Raw genomic sequence first — 21,204 nt, forward strand, 5'->3', positions numbered from 1 at the left:
GGTGATCGACATCTCCGGGGCTTCGTTTTTTTTATTTATTTATCCCTGTAAGCATATAAATTCTATAAGATGAAAAAAAATCCAAGCCTCCGAATTGAATAAAGAATCGGCGGCAGTGAAAGAGTCTTGCCTCTTGGCAAGGCGGCAGCTGCACGAACTCGAAAAAAACTGTAACCGTCTCAACCGCCTTCTTGAGCATGCCGTATGGGAAAAAGACATGGTGCAGGAAGAGCAGATCGTCTTTACCGGATCGACCCAGGAGTTCCTGTTGCTTTTAGAACCGCTGCTTCGTAGTAACCAGTGCAAGGTGAACGGTAAGAGCAACCGCGAAGCCTTTCTCAGGGTGATCGACAGCGTGGTGAAAATACAGCCGGAAAAAGGAAGCGAGCCGATCAAATTCGTCAGCCTCCTGGATGCAGCCAAACGATTCCTTTCGGAAGAGTGAGCGGCATCCGCGAAGGTCGCTACGGGCGTCTGTCTTGGAACTGCGCCAAATTAAGTCCATCATGACAAAACGGGATTTTGGCACACCCTTATTGGATAGTGAATGTATAACTTTCTTATATTTTCGAGATTGGAACGGCTGTACCCTTTTCCTGTTTCTTTTGAGGGAGTGGGAATGACTCGAAAATCTTATTTTGAATTTTGGTCATATCGATCAATCTTCTTTCAATCAATTTCCAATCATATTCCCCATTCAGCATGATAATATTTTCTTCGAAGTCTATGTCGTCAAAGTAAGTAATGGCTTTGAAAGGCCTAATAACATTAGACTGAGGAAATTTGCGTTCATACATTCTTAACATTGTATTGAATGGAAAACGAGTAGAGAGAAGCAATGTCAATAAAGTCCTTTAACCGCGACCCATTGTCGGCAATGGCGGAAAGTTTCATGGCAATGATATCTTCCATACTGTATAATCTTATGCCGGATTCGGTGTATGGCTTTTCGAGATATCCATAAGAGTGGGTGATACAATCTATCTTAATTCCATCAATAGAACCTTTCAATGTATTTTTGTGTGAAAAGTCGGTGCGGAATCCATATTTGTCTGAAAGGTATTTTTCTAATTGTGCCGTATTGAATGGTTCAGGGGTGAAAAAATCCAAATCGATACTGATTCTGTGACCCAGATATAGAGCCAGTGAAGTTCCGCCTGCCAAATTAAAGCCTGCCATTTCGTTTTCAGCTTCCAGTTTTCTCAGGAGTTTAAGAGTTGGTTCCGCAATTGTTTCCGTGTGTAGCATTTGAGTTCTTCCTTTTTTAGATTAAAAACGATGCAGACAAAATTCATATCCATAGGAGACAGGTTTGGAACTTCCTTTATTATTTCCCTAAATCCCTCTATGCCGCCATATAGATTAAATGCTGCATAGAAATCCTTTAGCCACCCTCTTTCAATGACTCGTTGAACTACAATTTTTCTTGACTTCCACCAGTCGAAATGGGATAAGTCATATTCCCAAAGCAAGGAGGGTGAAATCGAAGAGTTACCTGTATATGTCTTATATTCATCAAAGATAGTCATCTTGCATCCTTTTATTATGCCTATACAAATTTACTATATTTTACCGGAATATACAATTTCGCGACTGTTTTTTATTGCTTCTTAATAATATGTCTTTGGGAGAAATCGATCAAGTGAATTTTATTCTTCTAAAGGAAGTTGCTTTGTGCACCCCTCGACCCCGCGAACCACCGGAAAGGATATGATCGGATCAAGGCCCACTACGAGAGAGTGCTGGGAGTCGAAATCGACGCTTCGGGCAGCGATGCGGGGCGCCTGTGCTTTGTTTCGTACGACAGCGCCCTGTATATCTCGCCCCGTTTCGAAGCCTGGCTGAACGGCTCCGGAGAATTGCCGGGCGACATCCCCGTCCTGTCTCCTGTGCCGCCTGACAAGCCTTTGATGTCCGTCAGCAGGTTGTTTGCGCGGGCCAGACGGCGTACGACAAGCAAATACAAGTATGCCGACGGAAGCCGCAACAATTATGTCCATCTCTTCGCTTGGCATTGCAACCGCCTCGGAGTCCCGAAGGAAGAGACGGAGGGTTATTGCCGGTCGAACTTCGGCGACCTGCCGGAGGAGGAGTTGCGGCAGGCTGTGGCAAGCGCCTATTCGCACGTCGAGGAGCAGGGGATCGGCAAGACGACCTGGTTCCGCCGGCTGGTTCCTCCCGCACTGTCCGCATACGTCTTTTCGGGTAATGTGGACCCCTCGTCCAAAGACGCCTTGTTTCTGCTCTCGGACTGTTTCCTGATCCTCCTCGACGAGCTTTCGGGGCAGAGCCGTATGGAGTTGAACCGTCTGAAGGCGATGATCACGAAGGATGTGGTGCGCGAACGCCGGGCGTATGCCCGCAATGCGGAGGTTTACGTGCGCCGCGCCTCGTTTGCCGCAACGGTCAACGACAGCCAGATGCTCACCGACCGTACCGGATCGCGCCGTTTCCTCTGCTTCGAGGCGCAAGCCATAGACTATAGTACCCCTGTCGATCATGCCGGTGTTTATGCGCAGGCGTTGGCGTTGTATCGTGGCGGTTTCAAATTCTGGTTTTCCGATACCGATATCACCGATCTGAACGTAAACAACGAAGCCTTCCAGCAGAGCAGCCCGGAAGAGGAACTTTTCTATACTTATTTCCGCCGTCCGGAACGTTTTGACGTTCCACTTTTTCTGTCAAGTAGCGAAATAATGGCCAAAATTAGCCTCTACGCACGGTTATCGGTGACCGGAACGAACGTGAATAACATCGGAAAACTACTGACCAGAGACGATTTTGAATACAAAATACGGAAGGGAAGACGCCTTTTTGCCGTAGTTGAGCTAACTTTTGAACAGGTGAAGGCACGCCAAATGGGGATATCGGGCGATGATGCCGGGGAAGGTCGTGAAACGGATAAAGATGTTTATCTTTCAGATAAACAGGATGATACGGATGTGGACGACCCGGATTTGTTTCATCAGCATTGAGAGCTGGGGTGGACGTGGTGGACGTAAAAATGCAGTTTTGTAAACTTATATACACTATGGTTATGGTCATACCCCCTCTTTTTAACCATAACCATAGTGTATAAAGTCTTGAAAACGCAAAATAACGTCCACCACGTCCACCCCTTCCGGGATCCCTGTCCGAAATGAAGCGGTTCTTGTCCGAAAAAATAGGGGACGGGAACCGAGAAATAATTATCCTTTAATGATTTTTTCTATTGCGTCGATAAAAGCTACCGCTTGCGGATATAATTCTTCTATATCTTCAGATGTATAATCGAAAAAATCGTCATAGTCGCTACTTTGCCGTTTACTGTATAAATTTGTATAGAATTTGCTCATGTCGCGTGATAAGATTCCGGTTTGGACAAAATCTTTACCCAACATCTGACGGACTCCCGTATGTGTCCGAGCTTCTAAGCCGGCATTGATTAATAAGGCAGAAGCGGCATGAAAACAAGCATAGTACATTCGTGATATGGCTGCATTGAAATATTGGTCTCTGGATAATGAAAGAACTTCTCCTAATGAATTTCGTGCACTAAACAGTCTGTAGTTTACAATGTTAAAGCGAAGCTCATCGTCTATCATAGTACAATCCCTTCCTTCATTACGTTATAATAAAACAGCGAACGGGATTTGAGATCTTCCCACTTCTTTCGGCTTATGACGATCGGGTTTATCATGACTCCCGTATCGATCTCGACATCGTAAAGCGGATAGGTTATTTCTTGTTCTTCTTTCAAGGTCAGCTTTTCTTTATCGACAAGGATAAGCAGATCGATGTCACTATCCGAATGAGCCTCACCTCGTGCCTCGCTTCCATACAAGATAGCGGTTGCATCAGGGGCAATACGCTGCAAGATATCGCTTAATGCCTTTACTATTTTAGGTCGTCTCATAATGGGCTCCTTTCTTCTTTTAGTTTTAAACTTGACTTTGGCAAAGATAAAAAATCTTTCTTACATTTTTCCCTTTACGGTTCCCCCAAATGCTCCACAATGCAGCCCACCATCTTCGGGGTGAAGCAGCGCAGCCCCGGACGGTAGCCGAGGACTGTCAGTTTTTCTTTGAGTGCTCCCTGGTAGTTGATCCAGCGCCAGAGCTGCATGATGGCGGCGCGGTGAGTGAGGTGCGGGTTGTATAGGCCGGCCAGTTCGCCTACCCCGTAGGCGCGAATGCGAAAGGTTGTCGTTTCCATGTCTTTTTTTGTTTGTATGATATCCTAAATGTACGAAATAAATAGCTATATATCAAGTAAATAAGGCAGAAATACTTATCCGGCAGTGTGACTGTGGAGGATTTCTCGGCCTCGCAGCTTCGTAAGCCCCGCCTTTGTTTCCGGCCGGGCAGCTTGTTGCGCAATCTGACGCAGACGGTGAAAGGCGAACGCTTGACGCTCGAACCTGCTGCTTCAGGCGGGTCCGGTGGCGAAGAGGAGAGACCGGGGGAGCTGTAGGGAATTGAGAATTAAAAATTAAAAATTAAAAAATAAGAGTGGTAATTGTAGGGGGCGGGGGTTGCCCGCCCTTTTTAGGGGAGGTGAAGGAAATGGAAAAGCGTTTATTTGTAAAGATGTATGGGGAGGCGGCGCGGACGGCGGGGGAGTTGTTCGGGATGAATCCGGTGGTGATATTGGCTCAAGGGGCGATCGAGTCGGGATGGGGCGAGAGCGTGCTGGCGGTGAAGTATCATAATTTCTTCGGGATCGCGGGCTACGGGGTGGCGAATGCTTACTGGCATGGGGGAAAGACAGACTTGGGAAACGGGGGATTGCTGTTCCGCCGGTATGACACGCCCGAACATGGTTTTATGGATTTTGCCCGTCTGGTTTCTTCCGCCTATCCCCAGGCTGCGGCAGTCAGCTTCTATCCGGAAGCGTATGCGCAAGAGATCGCCTACAGCCGGTATATCAGTGAAGCGAACGGGGACAACAGGGCTGCGTATTGCCGGACGCTGAGGAGGATCGCCGTCGACATCGGGCTAATAGCATCATTTAAATAATTGTTTAATCTGAAAAAAAAGGAGAATGCGTATGAGTAAAGTAAGGTCGATTTTAGAGTTTGTGAAGTCGCTGATCGAGTTTCTGTTGGGAATCAGGAAATAGTTGGAAGGTGAAAGTTCAAAGGTGAAAGTTAAATACCGCTTGTCGTAACTTTCACCTTTCATCTTTCACCGTTCGACTCAATTAAACTCTTTGCCATATTTCATCTGGGCATCGGCAACGAATTGTTTGATGCGTTGTTCGTCCTCTTTCTTGCAGATCAGGAGGACATTGCCGGATTCGGCCACGATGCAATCATGGATGCCCTGTATGACGGCGAGGCGTTTCGGATTGTCGAGGGCCACGATGTTGCCGCTGCTTTCGTACATCATCGCTTCGCTTTTCAGGAGCGCGTTGTTTTGTTCGTCTTTCTTCGCCAGGTCAAACAGCGATCCCCATGTTCCGAGGTCGGCCCAACCGAAGTCGACGCACAGCATATATACGTTGTCCGCTTTTTCCATGATCCCGTAGTCGATGGAGATATTCAGGCAGTAAGGGAAGTTCTCGGCGATGAAATCGCGTTCTTCCGCCGTGTTGAACTTGTCTTTGCCCAAATCGAAACGGAGGGAGATGTCCGGAAGGAATTTGGAGAAGGCTTCCAGGATGGCGTTGACGTTCCAGACGAAAAGGCCGGAGTTCCAGAAGAACTCGCCGCTCTCCATGAATACTTTCGCCAGTTCCAGATCCGGCTTTTCAGTAAAAGTCTTCACTTTCGTGAATTCGCCTAGCATGATGTCGCTGCTTTGGATGTATCCGTAGCCTGTTTCGGGACGGCTGGGTTTGATGCCTAACGTGACCAGTGCATGGTTGTCTTTTACGAAGTCGAGACTCTTCTGCACGTCTTTCAGAAAGACGTCCTCTTTCAGGATCAGGTGGTCGGATGGAGCGACGACAATATTCGCATTCGGGTTGCATGCCTTGATGTGGTAGGCCGCATAAGCAATGCAGGGAGCTGTGTTACGACGCGCCGGTTCCAATAATATCTGCGAATCTCCCAACTCCGGCAGTTGCTCTTTTACAAGAGAAGCGTATTGCTCGTTCGTTACGATATATATATTTTCGATCGGAATAATCTTGGAGAAGCGGTCGAATGTCATCTGTAGCAATGACCGGCCCGTACCGAAAAAGTCAAGAAACTGTTTAGGGTAACTTTCTCTGCTGAAAGGCCAGAAACGGCTTCCGATCCCGCCGCCCATGATAACGCAATAATTATCTTTCATGATGATCCAGGTTGTTTTTAGTTATACTCTTACAAAGTTAACGAAATATTCCGGGATTTCGTCTATCCGCATATCCTAAGAAGATATAAAATGAAAAAAAAGAGGAAAATGCTTGCAGGTTTAAAAATAATGCCTACCTTTGCAACGCAATTGAGAAACAAACTTACTCAAAGCAAATGCCCAGATGGCGGAATTGGTAGACGCGTTGGTCTCAAACACCAATGGATTCACTTCCATCCCGGTTCGATCCCGGGTCTGGGTACTAAATAAAAAGCTAAGCGTTGGTAACCGGCACTTAGCTTTTTTTCTTTTCTCCTGATTTTACTTGCACGTGTAAAATAATAAAAAGAAAGTGGTTGATTCACTTGGCAGAATGTTATATCAAAAGTATTTTTGAAGGAAATAACAATTAAGTTTGGCAGTAAGCAATGGAAACAGTTATTTGGCAAGAGATAGAGCAACTATATCGGAAGTTCGTGAAACTCGGTATCGGTGAAGCGGTGGACTACGAAAAGTACTACCTCTATTCTCTTATTGCCCACTCTACCGCCATCGAAGGCTCTACGCTGACAGAGATAGAAGCCCAGCTGCTGTTTGACGAAGGTGTGACAGCTGGCGGCAAACCGCTCGTATATCACTTGATGAATGAGGATCTGAAGAAGGCATATGAGATGGCAAAAGAAGAAGCAAAGTGCAAAACTACCATTACCTCTTCTTTCCTACAAAGGCTGAACGCTACTTTGATGCGTACTACTGGGAGCCTGCATAACGTAATGGGCGGTTCTTTTGATTCCTCGAAAGGCGAGTACCGCCTGTGTGGAGTTACGGCTGGTATCGGTGGACGTTCTTATATGAATTATCAGAAAGTGCCTGCTAAAGTTGCCGAGCTATGTAATCAGCTGCAAAAACGCATCAATGCCGTATCTACCATTCGGGAGCAGTACGAACTTAGTTTCAATGCCCATCTGAACTTGGTAACTATTCATCCGTGGGTGGATGGCAACGGACGTACTTCTCGATTGTTGATGAACTATATCCAGTTCTTTCATGATCTTTTCCCCGCTAAGATATTCAAAGAAGATAGGGACGGATATATCCTTGCCTTACGGCAGTCGCAGGAAGAGGATAGCAATTTGCCTTTCTTGGCGTTCATGGCAAGTCAGTTGAGGAAATCCCTCTCTTTGGAGATTGAGAGGTTCAATGCTTCACAGAGGAAAGGATTTGGTTTCATGTTCTGAATTTATTCCATTTCAAATTCAGCTTACAAGTTAATTTCATTTTGCCTTTCTGTAAGAATGGCTTACTTGCCAATAAGCAGCATTCTTCTTTTCGCCGGTTTTGCTTTTTGAAAAAAGGCGTGTGTTTAGTAGTTTGAAGAAGAAATGAACGCTTTTAATTCTTCTTCGGTTGGAAGTTCTATCATGTACTTCTGTACGAAGATGTTCGGGTCTAATCCTGCAGTGGCATATTTTACTAATGTATCTCCCTTTTCTGTACAAAGCAAAATGCCGATAGGCGGATTATCATCCGGCTGCATCACTTCTGCTTGGAAATAGTTCAGATACATGTTTAGTTGTGAAGCATATTCATGGCGGAACTTGTCTATCTTCAATTCCACAATAACATGGCATTTCAAAATGCGGTGATAGAATACAAGGTCGGCAAAGAAATAATCTTCATCAATCAAGATACGTTTTTGTCGGGCTTCAAAGCAGAAGCCATGTCCTATTTCCAACAGGAAGTGTTGCAGGTTGTCAAGAATGGATTGCTCCAAATCGTTTTCCGTCACTAATGCACGGTCGTTTAGTCCTAAGAACTCCAAAGTAACAGGGGTGTTGATAACATCTTTAGGCTGCAATAAGGTTGCTTGTTGCTGGACTAAAGCGGAGAGGGCTTCTTTGTTTTTGGATAGTCCGCTACGTTCGTAATACAAGGATGCTATTTGTCGTTCCAATTCTCTTGCGGACCAACATCCCCTTATTGCTTCCATTTCATAAAAAGCACGTTTAACCGGATTTTCAATTTTTGATATGAATTTTAAGTGAGAATATGGCAATCTGTTAAACAGCCTTTCAGCAGGTATATTCCAGTTATGAATCTGATTGTCTGCTCCATGTAATTCGGCACACACCGTGTGCCGAATTGGTTCAGGGAATTCGGCGGACAGTGTGTGCCGAATTACATTTCCTGACATTATGTAGTGCAATATCTGCTCTTTTAGCTGTGGATAAACAAGGTACAGCCGCCTAAATTCTCGAAATCTACGTTCGTTCAGACCTTTTGTTTTCAGCCGTTGTTCCAGTTTCTTCAACAGTTGTTCACCGTATGCGGCACGGTCTTCCCCGTTCTGTTCAAATTCCACGATATAGCAACCCATAAGCCAGTTACGGGAGGTAAGGGCGAGGTTTACAGCGTGTGCGGCTTGTGCCTGCAACGTGTCCTGTATCGTGCTGATATGTTTTACTAATGCTTCAAAGTTCATAGTTACAAAGATAAGTTTTTTATGGTTAAAACTTTAGTTCGGGCAAGCTGTTTATTGTTTCCTCTTTCAATTCATCCACCGCACGGTGTACTTTTCCGTATGCTTTATAGCAAATTTGGGCTTACCTTGCATCTTTCCGCTATCATAGTACACTTGATTACCGTTTTCATCCAATACGGGCTTTTCCTCTCTATCTAAATAATACGTGGAGAATTAAATACATTAATATATCGGTTCGTGTCCTGCCCTTAGATTATATTACAGGCAGATGGATGTAAGCGAGATTCTGTAAAACAGCAAATAAAGTCAGTTTTGAATAATAGAAGATGTAAAAAGCATGTTTGAAAATTTATATCCTATCTTTGCCCTCCTGATACCGTTTGCGTGGCGGGCGGTTCTTAATTTGGAATATAAACTTAATAAGATGCTAATATCATGATGAAGAGTCAGAATTCGGCAATCGGCCAATCGCATGTCGTTTGGTTGGATGTGGTGCGTTTTGTCGCCATGTTTACCGTGGTTTGCTGCCATAGTGCGGATCCGTTTAACTTTTATCCGGGCGAATCGCCTGCCAATATCGATCAGATCAAGTTCTGGGGAGCTGCCTACGGGTCGTTGCTACGTCCCTGCGTCCCCCTGTTCGTGATGATTACGGGAGCCTTGTTGCTGCCGGTGAAGGGCGATACTTCCGTCTTCTATAAAAAAAGAATCAGCCGTGTCTTTTGGCCGTTCCTGATCTGGTCGGTGCTTTATAATCTGTTCCCCTGGATAACCGGACTGCTTGGCCTGGCACCGGAGGTGATCTTGGACTTTTTCCCCTATTCGGGCGAAGAGGTGGCCCGACAGTCGTTGGGTGTTTCCTTGAGATATATTGCGGAGATCCCGTTGAATTTCTCAATTGTGGATGTGCATATGTGGTATATTTATCTGTTGATCGGACTGTACTTGTACCTGCCTGTTTTCTCTGCCTGGGTGGAGAAAGCCTCGGAAAAGGCCAAGCTATGGTTCCTCGTGGCCTGGGGCGTGTCGACGTTGTTACCTTATTATTATCAGTTCGTTTCGCCTTATATCTGGGGTGGTTGTTCCTGGAACTCTTTCAATATGTTGTATTATTTCGCCGGATTCAATGGCTACTTGCTTTTAGGCCATTACCTGCGCAATCATGATTGGGAGTTGAGCAAGATATTGTCGGTCGGAATTCCGATGTTCGTGCTCGGCTATGCCGTGACTTTTTATGGTTTCCGCTATGTAACCGCTTTGCCGGAGTACAGCGAAGAATTGCTGGAACTTTTCTTTACCTATTGTTCTCTTAATGTCGTGATGATGACGATCCCCGTTTTCTTGCTGGCCAAGAAGGCGAACGTGCGGTCCGAAAAGATCAAGAGCTTGCTGGCGAACCTGACGACTTGCGGGTTCGGGATCTATATGGTGCATTATTTCTTTACCGGTCCGGGTGTCGTCCTGATGCGTGCCCTGCATGTCCCGGTCGCCTTGCAGATACCTGCCGCCGCAGTTGTTGCATTTGGCATTTCCTGGTTGATCGTCGCTGCTATTTACCGGTCGATGGGGAGAAAGGCCCGGTATGTTGTCGGCTAAAAGGCCGTCCGGTGTGTTCAAAGACAATGGATCCGTGAGAAGTTAAATTCTCGGGATTTGTTTTTTAATGTTCCGTATTATTGTTTTTGTCAGGAATAAATCGATACCTTTGTCACTGGAATTCTATTTTGATTTTCAAGAGGTATTTGATTTGTATTCTTTGTCTAAGATAAAATTTGTAGCATGGATCTATTGCATCATTGTCGGATATTCATTTTGTTGACCTGCTTATTCTTATTGGCTTCGTTAACTTCAGTCTTTGCTTCTTCGGTAACAGAGCAATCGGATTATGTCCTGATCATAAATTCCTATACGGAATCCACTCCCTGGAGCCGGGTGTTTACGACTCCCATCTATGAACGGATGATTACGGATGATGACAGTATCAATGCCTATACCGAGCATATGGACGTGATGTTGATGGAAACGGAAGAGGATGTGAAAGACTTTATTGACGAATTGGCGGAGAAATATACCGCCAAACCCCCTTTGCTGATTGTCCTTTTAGGGAATAGCTCCTATGTCTTGCTCCGGGATGAGCTGGTACGGCGTTGGGGAGTCGATGTGCCGCTTCTGCTCTGTGCGGAAAAGGAGTATATCGGGCCGCGTGAATATTATTTGTCCAAGCAGGCTTGTCCGATAGACGAAAGATTGCAACTCGCGGACCGTGTCAAGACACGCAAGAATCTGACAGTCGTATATGTCCCCGAATTTATCGGTGAGACGATTTCCCTGATGAAACAATGCATCCCGGATATGACCCGCCTGTTGTTCCTCTCCGATAAGCGTTATATCAGCGCCCAGAACCAAAGCACATTAGAGACGGTAATGTTGGAATCCTTCCCGGATATAGAACTGGAGATACTGACAGCCGGAGATTTGCAAACGGAAGATTTGATCAATATCTTGCAAAGTTCGGATGCCCATACCGGGATCCTTTATTATTCCTGGATACTGAGGAACGAGCGCGGAAAGTACATCCTGCTGAGTTCCGATACCTATCGGATGCTGAGTTCCTATACCGATCTTCCCATTTTTACGTTGAACGACATGGACATCGTTAAGAACGGCATGGTCGGCGGATGCTATTATCCGGCCTCCAAAATATCCTCCCTGCTGTACACCACCATTGACGAATTGCTGAGGGGAAAAATCTATAATTCCATAATCATGCCCGAAGGTCCGCGTCCGGTATTGAATTATCAGATGTTGGAAAAGTCGGGTATCCCCCTCTCGGCTTGTCCGCCCGATTCGCTTTTTTATATGAAGCCCCCTTCGTTCTGGGAGCAGTATGGCGATTATGTCTTGGCCGGCGGCACTTCGTTGCTTTTCTTGCTGCTGTTCCTCTCTTTCAGGATTTCGACCCTGAACAAGAAACGGTTGTACCAGGAAAAGGAACTGAAGTTGATGAGCAGTTATAGCCGTCTGATTAATAACATGCCGATCTGCTATATGAAGCAGCAGGTGATTTTTGATGAAGACAACAAACCGGTCGATTATATCATAAAGAATGTCAATCCGGAATTCGAAAAGCGGTTGGATACGAATAGGAGTTACCAAGGAAAGAAAGGTTCCGAAGTGCATGACCGGCAGTTCTTGCAATACTTGAATATGTGCAGCCTGGTATTGGGGCAGAATAAGAAAGTGAGCACGCAATATTATTTCGGCCCGTCGGACCGCTATTTCAGCGTGATGATTATTTCTGCCAGCGAGAAGGATTGTGTGGATATATTTATGGTCGATACGAGCGAACTGTTCAAAGCGCAGCAATTGTTGCGGACTGTCAACAAGAAGTTGTCCATGTCGTTGGATGTCGCAAACGTGACCCCCTGGAAATGGGATTTGGAGAAAAGGACGATCCTGTGCGATGTGAGCCGGGAAATCGATACGGGGACTTCCGAATTGTTTGATGAAAACCAATTGTCAGTGCCGGAAGCCGACTATTTCTCCAAAATATTCAAGAACGACCGGAAAAAGGTGAAAGAGGCCTATCAGGCATTGATCGACGGGAAGGTCGATAAGATAAGGGAGGAATATCGTATTTATAATCCGGAGAAAGGATTGCACGGCTTCGAATGGGTTGAAGCCCGCGCTGCCGTGGATAAAAGAGACGAGGAGGGGCGTCCAGTTTCGTTGATCGGCTCTTCCCTGCTCATAACCGATCGTAAAACCATCGAACGCGAGCTTATCGAGGCGAAAAACAAAGCGGAAGAATCTAACCGCCTGAAATCGGCATTCCTGGCTAATATGAGCCACGAGATTCGTACGCCCCTGAACGCGATTGTCGGTTTCTCCAATGTCCTGGCGACTACGGACGAGTTAGATGAGAAAGAAGAATATATCAGCATTATCGAGAATAACAATGCTCTCCTCCTTCAATTGATAAGCGATATCCTGGACCTTTCGAAGATCGAGGCGGGGACGTTGGAGTTCGTCTATTCGGATGTAGACATCAATAATTTATTGTCTGAATTCGAACGGATGATGCAACCCAGGGCGATGAAGGATGTGAAGGTCCAGTTCGAGCAACGGGTCGCCGAATGTTACGTCTCTCTTCCCAAGAACCGGCTTATGCAGGTCTTGACGAACCTGACCACCAATGCGATCAAGTTTACGACAGAAGGCAGTATCCGTTTCGGTTACACCAGGGAACATGAGAAATGGCTGCATTTTTATGTGACGGATACGGGTTGCGGGATAGCCAAAGAGTTGCAGAAAAAGATCTTCGAACGTTTTGTCAAGCTGAACGCTTTCGCTCAGGGAACCGGCTTGGGACTCTCTATCTGCCAGATGATCATCGACCATTTGGGCGGGGAGATCGGGGTCGAATCGGTAGAAGGGAAAGGTACGACGTTCTGGTTCACCTTCCCATGCTCTCCGGCCCAGAAACCGGAAAAGCACTTGCATAAGTTCGAGAAGAAGAAGGTGGAAAAAGATAAACTGATCGTTCTGATAGCCGAGGATAATGTCGGGAACTTTAAATTGTTCGAGTCGATCCTGAAACATGAATATACGTTGCTGCATGCCTGGAACGGGAAAGAGGCGGTGGAACTGTTCAAAAAGTATAGTCCCCATATCATACTGATGGATATCAATATGCCGGAAATGAATGGGTACGAAGCGACTGCCGAGATTCGTAAACTCTCGACCGAAGTGCCGATCATTGCTGTGACAGCCTATGCTTTCGCCTCGGACGAGCAACAGATCATGAACAGCGGTTTCGACGCTTACACATCCAAACCGCTGAATGCGCCGGCCTTGAAACAGCAGATGGGAGATTTGTTAGGCAAGCGGTTGTTTTTTGTTTAATTCCCCAGGATTGCCGGAACTGACAAAAAATGCACTACTTTTGCACCGAAGAGTTATAATGATAGAAAGATGAGATTAGGCAGTAAATCTACAATTTACGGATTACTTATATATTTAATAGTTTTTGTTCTTTCCTCTTTCCGTGTACAGGCAAATACGGTGAAAACGGAGAACCGGAAGATGATCTTGCTCATCAGTTCTTATTCTCCGCTCAAGGAAGAAGGGAACCATGTGATTGCTTCTCTTATCACTCATTTGGACGAGAAGGTCGATACGAGGGTATCTGTAGAATATATGGATTCTGAATCGTCGCCTGCATTTGAAGACTGGGAGGAATGGATGCTGCAACTGTTCGAGGCGTATAAGCAGCAACCCGAAGTCGTCGTTCTGTTGGGGAACGAAGCTTGGTCTGCCTACCGGGCCGCTTGCCCGGAAAGCTGGCGTGCTACGCCTGTTGTCTTGGGGTACATGAAGGGTGTGTTTATCGATTATGAGTATTTGGCAAGCCTGAATGGGACCGGTGTGGAGAAGATGATACCGATGAAAGAGTCTTTCGGTGATTTCAACGTGACGGGTTATGCTTATCGGGATTACCTGATCGAGAACTTCAAGCTGATCAAGCAGCTGAACCCTGACATCCGGCATATAGCCTTCTGCTATGACAACCGGTATAAGATAGCCTTTTTCGAAGCGTATATAAAGAACCTTTGCGACCAGGTCGATTCGCTTGATCTGTACTATCTGGACGGCGGCAAACTGACTACCCAGCAATTGCTCGATTCCATTTCCCTGATGGACGACAGCCATGCTCTGCTGACAGGCGGATGGTATACCGATGCCGCCCAATATCCCCATGCCCATTCGATGCTCCATAATGCCTTGTCCCATCATACTTCCATACCTGTATTCCAGTCGTTGGACCAGGGGAAGACGAACATGAATTTCATCGGCGGCTATTTTATTTCCGGTGTGGAAATGGGAAAGGACCTGGCGTCTCTTGTGCATAGCGTCCTGACAAAAGGGATAAGCAAAAGCCCGGAGTTCCAATATACGCCTTCGCAGCCCCGCTATTATATCAATTATCCGACTTTTGTGAAGGCCGGATTCGAGCTCTCGTCCCTGCCGGAAGGAGCCGTGCTTTATAACAGGACTCCCTCTTTGTGGGAACAACATTCACTGGAAATCATACTTCTTTTTTGCCTGATCGTCCTGATGATCGTTATTTTCTTCGGAATCCTGATGTACAGGAGACGCAAAGAAGAAAACTACAAGACCGCCAATCTGAAAATGATGGAACTCTTGAGCTGCATGCCGGATATGGCGACGATCTTTGATGCGGATTTGAATATCCTGGATATTGTAAATCCCCAAGATCATGCTTTGTTCGGGAGAGATGTGACTGACATGATCGGCCGGAACCTGTGGGAGATCCGCCGGGAGTATGCGAGGTATGGAGAGATGATGGACGATATCATCGGGAATGTGAAGAAGACGATCCGGACCGGCGAGGTAACGGTCTTTAATTATAAATATGGAGAGGGAGACAACGCCACTTATACGAAGGCACGCGTCGTGCCGTTCGGAAAGGAATATGTGATCTGCTTTACCCACGATGTCACTCCCTATGTGGTTGCCGATAAAGAGATACTGCGCCTGAAGACGTTCTTGCAATCTATTATCGATAACTTGCCGGTAGGGTTGTTTATCAAAGATGTAGGGAATGACTTCCGGTATTTGTTCTATAACAATAAGGTCTCCGAGTTTTACGGGGAGAATTTCAACTTTCTGCTGGGAAAGAACGACTTTGAGGTGGATGACCCGAAGGCGGCGCAATACCGCGAGGAAGATCTCGACGTGCTGGAAAGCGACGGGCCGATTTCGTACAACCGGATATTTCATGATAAGGAAAGCGGATTGCCTGTCCGTTGGGGCATCACGACCAAAACGCGCCTTGTAGATCAGGATGGGAACCGATATGTCGTGTCGACCATCGTCGATACGACGGATATCCACGAGAATGAACGGGAGTTGAAAGAAAGCAAGATGAAACTGGACTTTACCTTGAAGGCCGCCCAGATCATTTCATGGGAATATAACGTCGAAGCCCGGAGTTTCTATTCGCCCGACTCCACGATATTTGAAGAAGCGGTGATCCCGTTGGATGATTATCTATCTTTTGTCCATCCCGACGACCGGATACTGTTGAGCCGGGGCCTGGAAGAGCTTGCTGCAGGAAAGATACCGGTCATGGATGTCCAGATCCGTACGACCGCACCCGCCTTGGGAAACCGTTGGTTCGAAATGCATGCCGTGGCGTACGGGCAAGATGAGGACGGAAGGATCGGCAAACTGATCGGCTTGCGTTGCGATATTACGGATCTGAAAATGACAAACGAACTGATCCGCCTGCGTAACAAAGCCGAAGAATCAAACCGGCTGAAGAGTGCCTTCCTGGCCAATATGAGCCATGAGATACGGACTCCGTTGAATGCCATTGTCGGCTTTTCGAACCTGATTGCGACGACGGATGAGAAAGACGAGATCGAGGAGTATGTGAAAATAGTCGAAACAAACAACGAACTCCTTCTGCAGTTGATAAACGATATCCTCGACCTTTCGAAGATCGAGGCCGGGCAGTTGGATTTCAACTATTCGGATGTCGACCTGTCGGACCTTTTCTTCAATCTGCATCAGGTGTATAAATCCAGGGTGAAAGAAGGGGTGGACCTCATTTGCCGGCAGCCTTCTCCGGGATATGTGATCCGTTCGGAGAAAAACCGGTTGACGCAGGTCGTTTCCAATTTCCTTAGCAACGCTTGCAAATATACCTCCGAAGGTTCTATCGTGATGGGCTATGAGAAACGGGAAGATATCCTCCGTTTCTACGTTACGGATACGGGAAAAGGCATTGCCGTGGAAAACGTGCCACGCGTATTCGAACGTTTTGCTAAATTTGACAGCTTTGTGCAGGGTACGGGTTTGGGGCTTTCCATTTGCGAGTCCATAGTCCAGTCTTTTGGTGGCGAGATCGGGGTGGAGTCCGAATTAGGCAAAGGGTCGACTTTCTGGTTTACGATTCCCTTCCGGCCGGCAAGCCTGTAAAGTGAGAATAAAAACAAATAACATCATAATGGAAAAAGTAAAGAAATCGTTGGTAAAGAAAGAGTATCTGGTCCCTTTTGTATTAGTCACATCCCTGTTTTTCTTATGGGGTTTCGCACATGCCATCCTGGATGTCCTGAACAAACATTTCCAGGAGGCGCTTGTCATGACGAAAGCCCATTCCGCCCTGATCCAGGCAACGATGTACACCGGTTATTTCACGATGGCGATCCCCGCCGGGCTTTTCATCAATAAATACGGATACCGCCAAGGCGTGGTGTTCGGCCTGATCCTCTACGGGATCGGTTCGCTGCTTTTCATTCCGAGCGAGCAGTTGATGTCGTTCAACTTCTTCCTCTTCTCCCTGTTCGTGATCGGCTGCGGCCTGACGTTCCTCGAGACGGCAGCCAATCCCTACGTGACGGAGCTTGGAGATCGCGAGACGGCAGCCAGCCGTTTGAACCTGGCACAATCCTTCAACGGGTTAGGCTGCATCTGTGCGCCTGTGATCGGTGGAATGCTGTTGTTTTCCGGAAACGGGGAGGCTAACATCGCTTTGCCCTATACCGTGATGGGTGTTGTCGTCCTGTCTGTCGCCCTTGTTTTCTTTCGCATCCGCCTGCCGGAGATCGACCATGACGATTGCGAAGAGACGACTGCCGAGGCAAAAGCCGGATTGAAAGGCCTGTGGAAACACCGTTGTTTCACTTGGGGCGTGATGGCTTTGTTCTGCTATGAAATAGCGGAAATATCGATAAACAGTTTCTTTATCAACTATGTGACCGACGACGGTTGGATGGATGCCCACGATGCCGCTATCGTCCTTTCCTTCGGAGGACTGGGCTTGTTTATGGTCGGGCGTATCATCGGCAGCTGGATCATGAGTTATGTCCGGGCGGAGAAAGTCTTGTTTATCTGTGCGATCTTTACCGTCTTGGGCGCTCTGTTCGTCACCCTGAACGTAGGCGTCCTGTCGAAAAGCGCCTTATTTGCCTGCTATATCTTCGAGGCCATCATGTTCCCGACCATCTTCGCCATCTCGCTGAGAGGTTTGGGCGATTACACCAAGCGTGCCTCCTCCTTCCTGATGATGTCCCCGATAGGCGGAGCGGTCGGACCGTTATTGATGGGCTATGTGGCCGATATCTCGACGATGTCGTTCGCCTTTATCGTGCCGCTGTTCGGATATGCGGTCGTCCTGATCTATTCGTATGGGGTGATGGCGAAGAAGATACGCTGAGTAAATTCATAATTCATAATTCATAATTCATAATTCGCAACTCTTTCCTATCTTTGTAAGGCTCGTTCACTAACGGACGGGCAACAGCCTTATGAATACAGCGGTCAGAAAGATGCCGATCGGCATACAGAGTTTTGAAGACATACGGAGAGGTGGGTATATATATGTAGATAAAACAGCACTTATCTATGAACTTGTCACGCGGGGAAAACCCTATTTCCTGAGCCGTCCCCGCCGTTTCGGCAAAAGCCTGCTTATCTCCACCCTTGAAGCCTATTTCCTCGGTAAGAAAGAGCTTTTCAAAGGGCTTGCTATCGAGAAGCTCGAACAGGATTGGATTACCTATCCGGTGCTGCATCTCGATCTGAACGCGGAGAAGTACAATTCGCCGGAAGCATTGATCGCAATATTAAGCAGTCATCTTACCCGTTGGGAAGATGTTTATGGAAAAGGTGAGGATGAAACGACACTTTCTACCCGTTTTGCCGGCATCATCCGCCGCGCCAACGAGCAGACGGGGCGTCAGGTCGTCGTCCTGATAGACGAATATGACAAGCCGCTCTTGCAGGTTTTCAGCAACGAAGCGCTGCTCGCCAATTACCGTGCCACCCTGAAAGCATTCTACGGCGTGTTGAAAAGTGCCGACCCGTATCTGAAATTCGTATTCCTCACCGGTGTCACCAAGTTCGCGCACGTCAGCGTTTTCAGTGACCTCAATCAGTTAAAAGATATCAGTATGTTCCCGGCTTATTCAGGTATATGCGGAATCACATTAGAAGAACTCAAACAGAACTTCCAGCCGGAGATCGAGGCGGTAGCCCGGGAAAACGGATATACCTGTGAGGAAACACCCGGCAAATTGGCACATAAGTACGACGGCTATCATTTCAGGGAAAATACTCCAGGCATGTTCAATCCTTTCAGTCTGCTGAATGCGTTGGACAGTCTTAAACTCGACAATTTCTGGTTCCAGACCGGTACACCGACCTTTCTTGTCGAACTGCTGAAACAGAGCGAATTCGATATGCGGCAATTGATCGACGGCATAGAGACGGAAGCATCCGCCTTTACCGAGTATCGCATGGAAGCCAATAATCCCATCCCGCTCATCTATCAAAGCGGCTATCTTACCATAAAAGACTATAACCGTGAGTTCGGACTCTATAAATTGCAATTCCCGAACGAAGAGGTGCGCTACGGTTTCCTCAGCTTCATCGCCCCGTTCTATTCTTCCATCTCGGATAGCGACAAAGGTTTCTACATCGGTAAGTTTGTCCGGGAACTTCGGGCTGGCGATGTGGATGCTTTTCTTACCCGTCTGCGTGCCTTTTTTGCCGATTTTCCCTATGAGTTGAATGCGCGGACCGAACGTCATTACCAAGTGGTCTTTTATATAGTTTTCAAGCTGATGGGGCAGTTTTGCGATGCCGAAGTGCGCAGTGCCAGGGGTCGTGCCGATGCGGTGGTCAAGACGAAGGACCATATTTATGTTTTCGAGTTCAAGCTCGATGGCTCCGCTGGAGAAGCGTTGGCGCAGATCGACAGCAAAGGTTACCTTATTCCCTACACCGCTGATGGACGGCAATTGGTGAGAGTTGGTGTCTCTTTCGATGCCGGAGAACGGAATATAGGGGAATGGAAGATTGGATGATTCATCCAATCGGTTCGTTTGTTTGTTGTATATTCGTTTCATTCTAAATAAAGTGATTATGACAACAAACAAATCAAAGAAACGGCCTTCGGGAATATATTTGTTCCGGCATATAGATGTCCTGATCCTGCGCAGGCGCAAGGCAGGCAGGGATGCTACAGCCGATCTGTACCGGGCCGCCGGCAACTGGTTCCGCAAGTACAGGCATGGATATGATATCAGCCTGTCCCGATTGACGCCGTCCCTTGTAGACGGTTTTATCGCCTTTTTGCAGGCGGGAAGGAAGCTCAAAGTGAACTCGGTGAACAGCTATGTCAGTGCACTGCGGGCGATGTATAACATCATAATCCGCGAACAAGGCTATGTCCCGCGCATCCATCCTTTTGCGCACATCGTCATCCACCCGGAGAAAACGATCAAGCGGGCTGTAAACCTGGAAGTATTCGAACAGATTCCCGTGCTGGATCTGAAGGAAGAACCGGAATTGCAGTTCGCTGCGGATCTTTGTGCCTTTTCGTTTATCGCTTGCGGCATACCGTTTGTCGATCTGGCACATCTGACGCGCGATAATATCAAAGATGGTGCGCTTGTCTACAACCGGACGAAGACCGGTTCGCCCATCAAGATCGGCATTACATCGGGGATGCGGTGCCTGCTGGATAAATATGCATCTCTGTCGAGCCCCTACCTATTCCCGATCTTCCCTCCGGAAGGCCCTGCTTCTTACGAACATTATAAGAAGCTTTTGCGCAAGTACAACACTGCATTGAAACGCATCGGCGAGCGTTTGCAATTGCCCGCACTTTTTACCTCGTATGTGGTCCGGCATTCCTGGGCTACCATCGCTTACCGGAAGTACACGCCGATCGCTCTGATCAGCCAGGCGTTGGGCCACGCATCCGAACAAACGACACGGCATTATCTCGCTCAATTGGATCCTTCCGAATTGAGCAAAGCCAATAGTCTGGTCACAGGTACGGTTGATGATCTTGTCAAGCTGCGGGCTTAACCTTAATTCTGATATAAGGGAGGGTGTTAGGATTAGATAAAGAATAATAAACAAAGGTTATCTAAAACTTTGACGAAGGCAAAGGTATAAATCTTTTTGCTATAAAAAACATTTCTCTGCTTAATTTTAAGCGGGTAAGGGATTTTATTTGATGAGTTCTCCTATTCGATGTTTTTCAACATAAAAACGAGCATAAAAAGGCAGGATACCCGAATACGGATATCCGACAGGCCGAGTACAAATAAATGACGATCTATTGATTTCTTCCCGGTTGCCGGAAGTAACAGATTCTCTTATGGAGCGGGGATATGGAAGGCGTTATTTCCGGTGCAAAAACCAAATTTACACACTCCTTGCCTCCTTTTCAGAGGGGAAACAGTTACTCCCGGTGCTAATAACAGCTAAAATAACATGCCAATAAATCATAATCTAGAGGCTGTGTCGTAAATTAAGTTTTTACGGTGCAGCCTCTTTTTGGTAAGCTATTGAAAAATATAAAACAAAGCCCTGACTTTCCCAAGCCGGGGCTTTGTCATGTCAGAAAGTTTTCGTAACTTA

Annotated in this window: 17 protein-coding genes, 1 tRNA gene and 2 pseudogenes; 12 read left to right on the top strand and 8 right to left on the bottom strand. The window is 46.9% G+C overall.

The features are described 5' to 3' along the window. Positions 1–94: 94 nt before the first annotated feature. The gene (locus tag ACW6QF_RS02490; RefSeq protein ID WP_186931723.1) at positions 95–445 is read left to right on the top strand and encodes a hypothetical protein; all 351 of its coding nucleotides are present in this window, start codon (positions 95–97) and stop codon (positions 443–445) included. A gap of 115 nt (positions 446–560) precedes the next feature. On the opposite strand, the pseudogene ACW6QF_RS02495 reads toward ACW6QF_RS02490, so the two are convergent. Both ACW6QF_RS02495 and ACW6QF_RS02500 read right to left on the bottom strand, forming a co-directional pair. Beyond that, positions 561–1,248 (bottom strand): annotated as a pseudogene (locus ACW6QF_RS02495) (nucleotidyl transferase AbiEii/AbiGii toxin family protein). Further along, complete coding sequence (locus ACW6QF_RS02500) at positions 1,203–1,529, bottom strand: DUF6922 domain-containing protein (protein ID WP_456086697.1); 327 nt, start codon at positions 1,527–1,529, stop codon at positions 1,203–1,205. Before ACW6QF_RS02500 ends, ACW6QF_RS02495 begins: the two are co-directional and overlap by 46 nt. Before the next feature lie 138 nt (positions 1,530–1,667). On the opposite strand from ACW6QF_RS02500, the gene ACW6QF_RS02505 reads away from it, so the two are divergent. Next, positions 1,668–2,975, top strand: a complete 1,308-nt coding sequence (locus tag ACW6QF_RS02505; protein WP_456086698.1) for a VapE domain-containing protein — start codon at positions 1,668–1,670, stop codon at positions 2,973–2,975. Between the two features lie 213 nt (positions 2,976–3,188). Here ACW6QF_RS02505 and ACW6QF_RS02510 read toward each other — a convergent pair whose 3' ends face one another. The 3 genes from ACW6QF_RS02510 to ACW6QF_RS02520 form a co-directional block, all read right to left on the bottom strand. Then, entirely contained in the window at positions 3,189–3,584 is a 396-nt protein-coding gene (locus ACW6QF_RS02510) for a HEPN domain-containing protein (protein ID WP_456086699.1), read from the bottom strand. Beyond that, positions 3,581–3,898: a nucleotidyltransferase domain-containing protein gene (locus ACW6QF_RS02515; RefSeq protein ID WP_374046286.1), complete on the bottom strand. Its 318-nt coding sequence runs from the start codon at positions 3,896–3,898 to the stop codon at positions 3,581–3,583. Before ACW6QF_RS02515 ends, ACW6QF_RS02510 begins: the two co-directional genes overlap by 4 nt. Before the next feature lie 71 nt (positions 3,899–3,969). Continuing rightward, positions 3,970–4,194: a DUF4248 domain-containing protein gene (locus tag ACW6QF_RS02520; RefSeq protein WP_186931088.1), complete on the bottom strand. Its 225-nt coding sequence runs from the start codon at positions 4,192–4,194 to the stop codon at positions 3,970–3,972. Between the two features lie 87 nt (positions 4,195–4,281). On the opposite strand from ACW6QF_RS02520, the gene ACW6QF_RS02525 reads away from it, so the two are divergent. Both ACW6QF_RS02525 and ACW6QF_RS02530 read left to right on the top strand, forming a co-directional pair. Further along, positions 4,282–4,452 carry a hypothetical protein gene (locus ACW6QF_RS02525; protein WP_456086700.1) on the top strand — a complete coding sequence of 57 codons (171 nt, stop codon included), beginning with the start codon at positions 4,282–4,284 and terminating at the stop codon, positions 4,450–4,452. Between the two features lie 92 nt (positions 4,453–4,544). Further along, entirely contained in the window at positions 4,545–4,997 is a 453-nt protein-coding gene (locus tag ACW6QF_RS02530) for a glucosaminidase domain-containing protein (protein WP_456086711.1), read from the top strand. 180 nt (positions 4,998–5,177) lie between these two features. Here ACW6QF_RS02530 and ACW6QF_RS02535 read toward each other — a convergent pair whose 3' ends face one another. Continuing rightward, positions 5,178–6,257: a mannose-1-phosphate guanylyltransferase gene (locus ACW6QF_RS02535; protein ID WP_456086701.1), complete on the bottom strand. Its 1,080-nt coding sequence runs from the start codon at positions 6,255–6,257 to the stop codon at positions 5,178–5,180. A 178-nt stretch (positions 6,258–6,435) separates the two neighbouring features. Here ACW6QF_RS02535 and ACW6QF_RS02540 point away from each other — a divergent pair. After that, positions 6,436–6,519: transfer RNA gene (locus ACW6QF_RS02540), tRNA-Leu, on the top strand. Between the two features lie 166 nt (positions 6,520–6,685). Then, the gene (locus ACW6QF_RS02545; protein WP_456086702.1) at positions 6,686–7,495 is read left to right on the top strand and encodes a Fic family protein; all 810 of its coding nucleotides are present in this window, start codon (positions 6,686–6,688) and stop codon (positions 7,493–7,495) included. Between the two features lie 125 nt (positions 7,496–7,620). Here the strand turns inward: ACW6QF_RS02545 and ACW6QF_RS02550 are convergent, their stop codons facing one another. Further along, the gene (locus tag ACW6QF_RS02550; RefSeq protein WP_456086703.1) at positions 7,621–8,739 is read right to left on the bottom strand and encodes a PDDEXK nuclease domain-containing protein; all 1,119 of its coding nucleotides are present in this window, start codon (positions 8,737–8,739) and stop codon (positions 7,621–7,623) included. A 90-nt stretch (positions 8,740–8,829) separates the two neighbouring features. Further along, a pseudogene (locus tag ACW6QF_RS02555) lies at positions 8,830–8,943 on the bottom strand (integrase); the annotation flags it as partial. A gap of 231 nt (positions 8,944–9,174) precedes the next feature. On the opposite strand from ACW6QF_RS02555, the gene ACW6QF_RS02560 reads away from it, so the two are divergent. From ACW6QF_RS02560 to ACW6QF_RS02585, 6 genes are all read left to right on the top strand, one after another. Beyond that, complete coding sequence (locus tag ACW6QF_RS02560) at positions 9,175–10,335, top strand: acyltransferase (protein ID WP_456086704.1); 1,161 nt, start codon at positions 9,175–9,177, stop codon at positions 10,333–10,335. A 183-nt stretch (positions 10,336–10,518) separates the two neighbouring features. After that, positions 10,519–13,644 (top strand): ATP-binding protein, encoded by a 3,126-nt coding sequence (locus tag ACW6QF_RS02565; RefSeq protein ID WP_456086705.1) that lies wholly within the window; start codon positions 10,519–10,521, stop codon positions 13,642–13,644. 69 nt (positions 13,645–13,713) lie between these two features. Then, positions 13,714–16,746 carry an ATP-binding protein gene (locus tag ACW6QF_RS02570; RefSeq protein WP_456086706.1) on the top strand — a complete coding sequence of 1,011 codons (3,033 nt, stop codon included), beginning with the start codon at positions 13,714–13,716 and terminating at the stop codon, positions 16,744–16,746. 28 nt (positions 16,747–16,774) lie between these two features. Next, a complete protein-coding gene (locus ACW6QF_RS02575) occupies positions 16,775–17,986 on the top strand; it encodes a sugar MFS transporter (protein WP_298546464.1) in 1,212 nt (403 codons plus the stop codon). A gap of 91 nt (positions 17,987–18,077) precedes the next feature. Next, positions 18,078–19,637, top strand: a complete 1,560-nt coding sequence (locus ACW6QF_RS02580; RefSeq protein WP_456086707.1) for an ATP-binding protein — start codon at positions 18,078–18,080, stop codon at positions 19,635–19,637. Positions 19,638–19,695: 58 nt separating this feature from the next. Then, entirely contained in the window at positions 19,696–20,646 is a 951-nt protein-coding gene (locus ACW6QF_RS02585; protein ID WP_456086708.1) for a tyrosine-type recombinase/integrase, read from the top strand. The last annotated feature ends 558 nt before the right edge of the window (positions 20,647–21,204 follow it).

Source organism: Parabacteroides sp. (assembly GCF_977054455.1).

What these genes read in the sequence shown, in the direction of transcription:
- ACW6QF_RS02510 (WP_456086699.1), bottom strand. Translation starts at nt 3,584, where the DNA reads ATGATAGACGATGAGCTTCGCTTTAACATTGTAAACTACAGACTGTTT.
- ACW6QF_RS02530 (WP_456086711.1), top strand. Translation starts at nt 4,545, where the DNA reads ATGGAAAAGCGTTTATTTGTAAAGATGTATGGGGAGGCGGCGCGGACG.
- ACW6QF_RS02500 (WP_456086697.1), bottom strand. Translation starts at nt 1,529, where the DNA reads ATGACTATCTTTGATGAATATAAGACATATACAGGTAACTCTTCGATT.
- ACW6QF_RS02565 (WP_456086705.1), top strand. Translation starts at nt 10,519, where the DNA reads ATGGATCTATTGCATCATTGTCGGATATTCATTTTGTTGACCTGCTTA.
- ACW6QF_RS02570 (WP_456086706.1), top strand. Translation starts at nt 13,714, where the DNA reads ATGAGATTAGGCAGTAAATCTACAATTTACGGATTACTTATATATTTA.
- ACW6QF_RS02520 (WP_186931088.1), bottom strand. Translation starts at nt 4,194, where the DNA reads ATGGAAACGACAACCTTTCGCATTCGCGCCTACGGGGTAGGCGAACTG.
- ACW6QF_RS02575 (WP_298546464.1), top strand. Translation starts at nt 16,775, where the DNA reads ATGGAAAAAGTAAAGAAATCGTTGGTAAAGAAAGAGTATCTGGTCCCT.
- ACW6QF_RS02580 (WP_456086707.1), top strand. Translation starts at nt 18,078, where the DNA reads ATGAATACAGCGGTCAGAAAGATGCCGATCGGCATACAGAGTTTTGAA.
- ACW6QF_RS02535 (WP_456086701.1), bottom strand. Translation starts at nt 6,257, where the DNA reads ATGAAAGATAATTATTGCGTTATCATGGGCGGCGGGATCGGAAGCCGT.
- ACW6QF_RS02545 (WP_456086702.1), top strand. Translation starts at nt 6,686, where the DNA reads ATGGAAACAGTTATTTGGCAAGAGATAGAGCAACTATATCGGAAGTTC.
- ACW6QF_RS02585 (WP_456086708.1), top strand. Translation starts at nt 19,696, where the DNA reads ATGACAACAAACAAATCAAAGAAACGGCCTTCGGGAATATATTTGTTC.
- ACW6QF_RS02550 (WP_456086703.1), bottom strand. Translation starts at nt 8,739, where the DNA reads ATGAACTTTGAAGCATTAGTAAAACATATCAGCACGATACAGGACACG.
- ACW6QF_RS02560 (WP_456086704.1), top strand. Translation starts at nt 9,175, where the DNA reads ATGATGAAGAGTCAGAATTCGGCAATCGGCCAATCGCATGTCGTTTGG.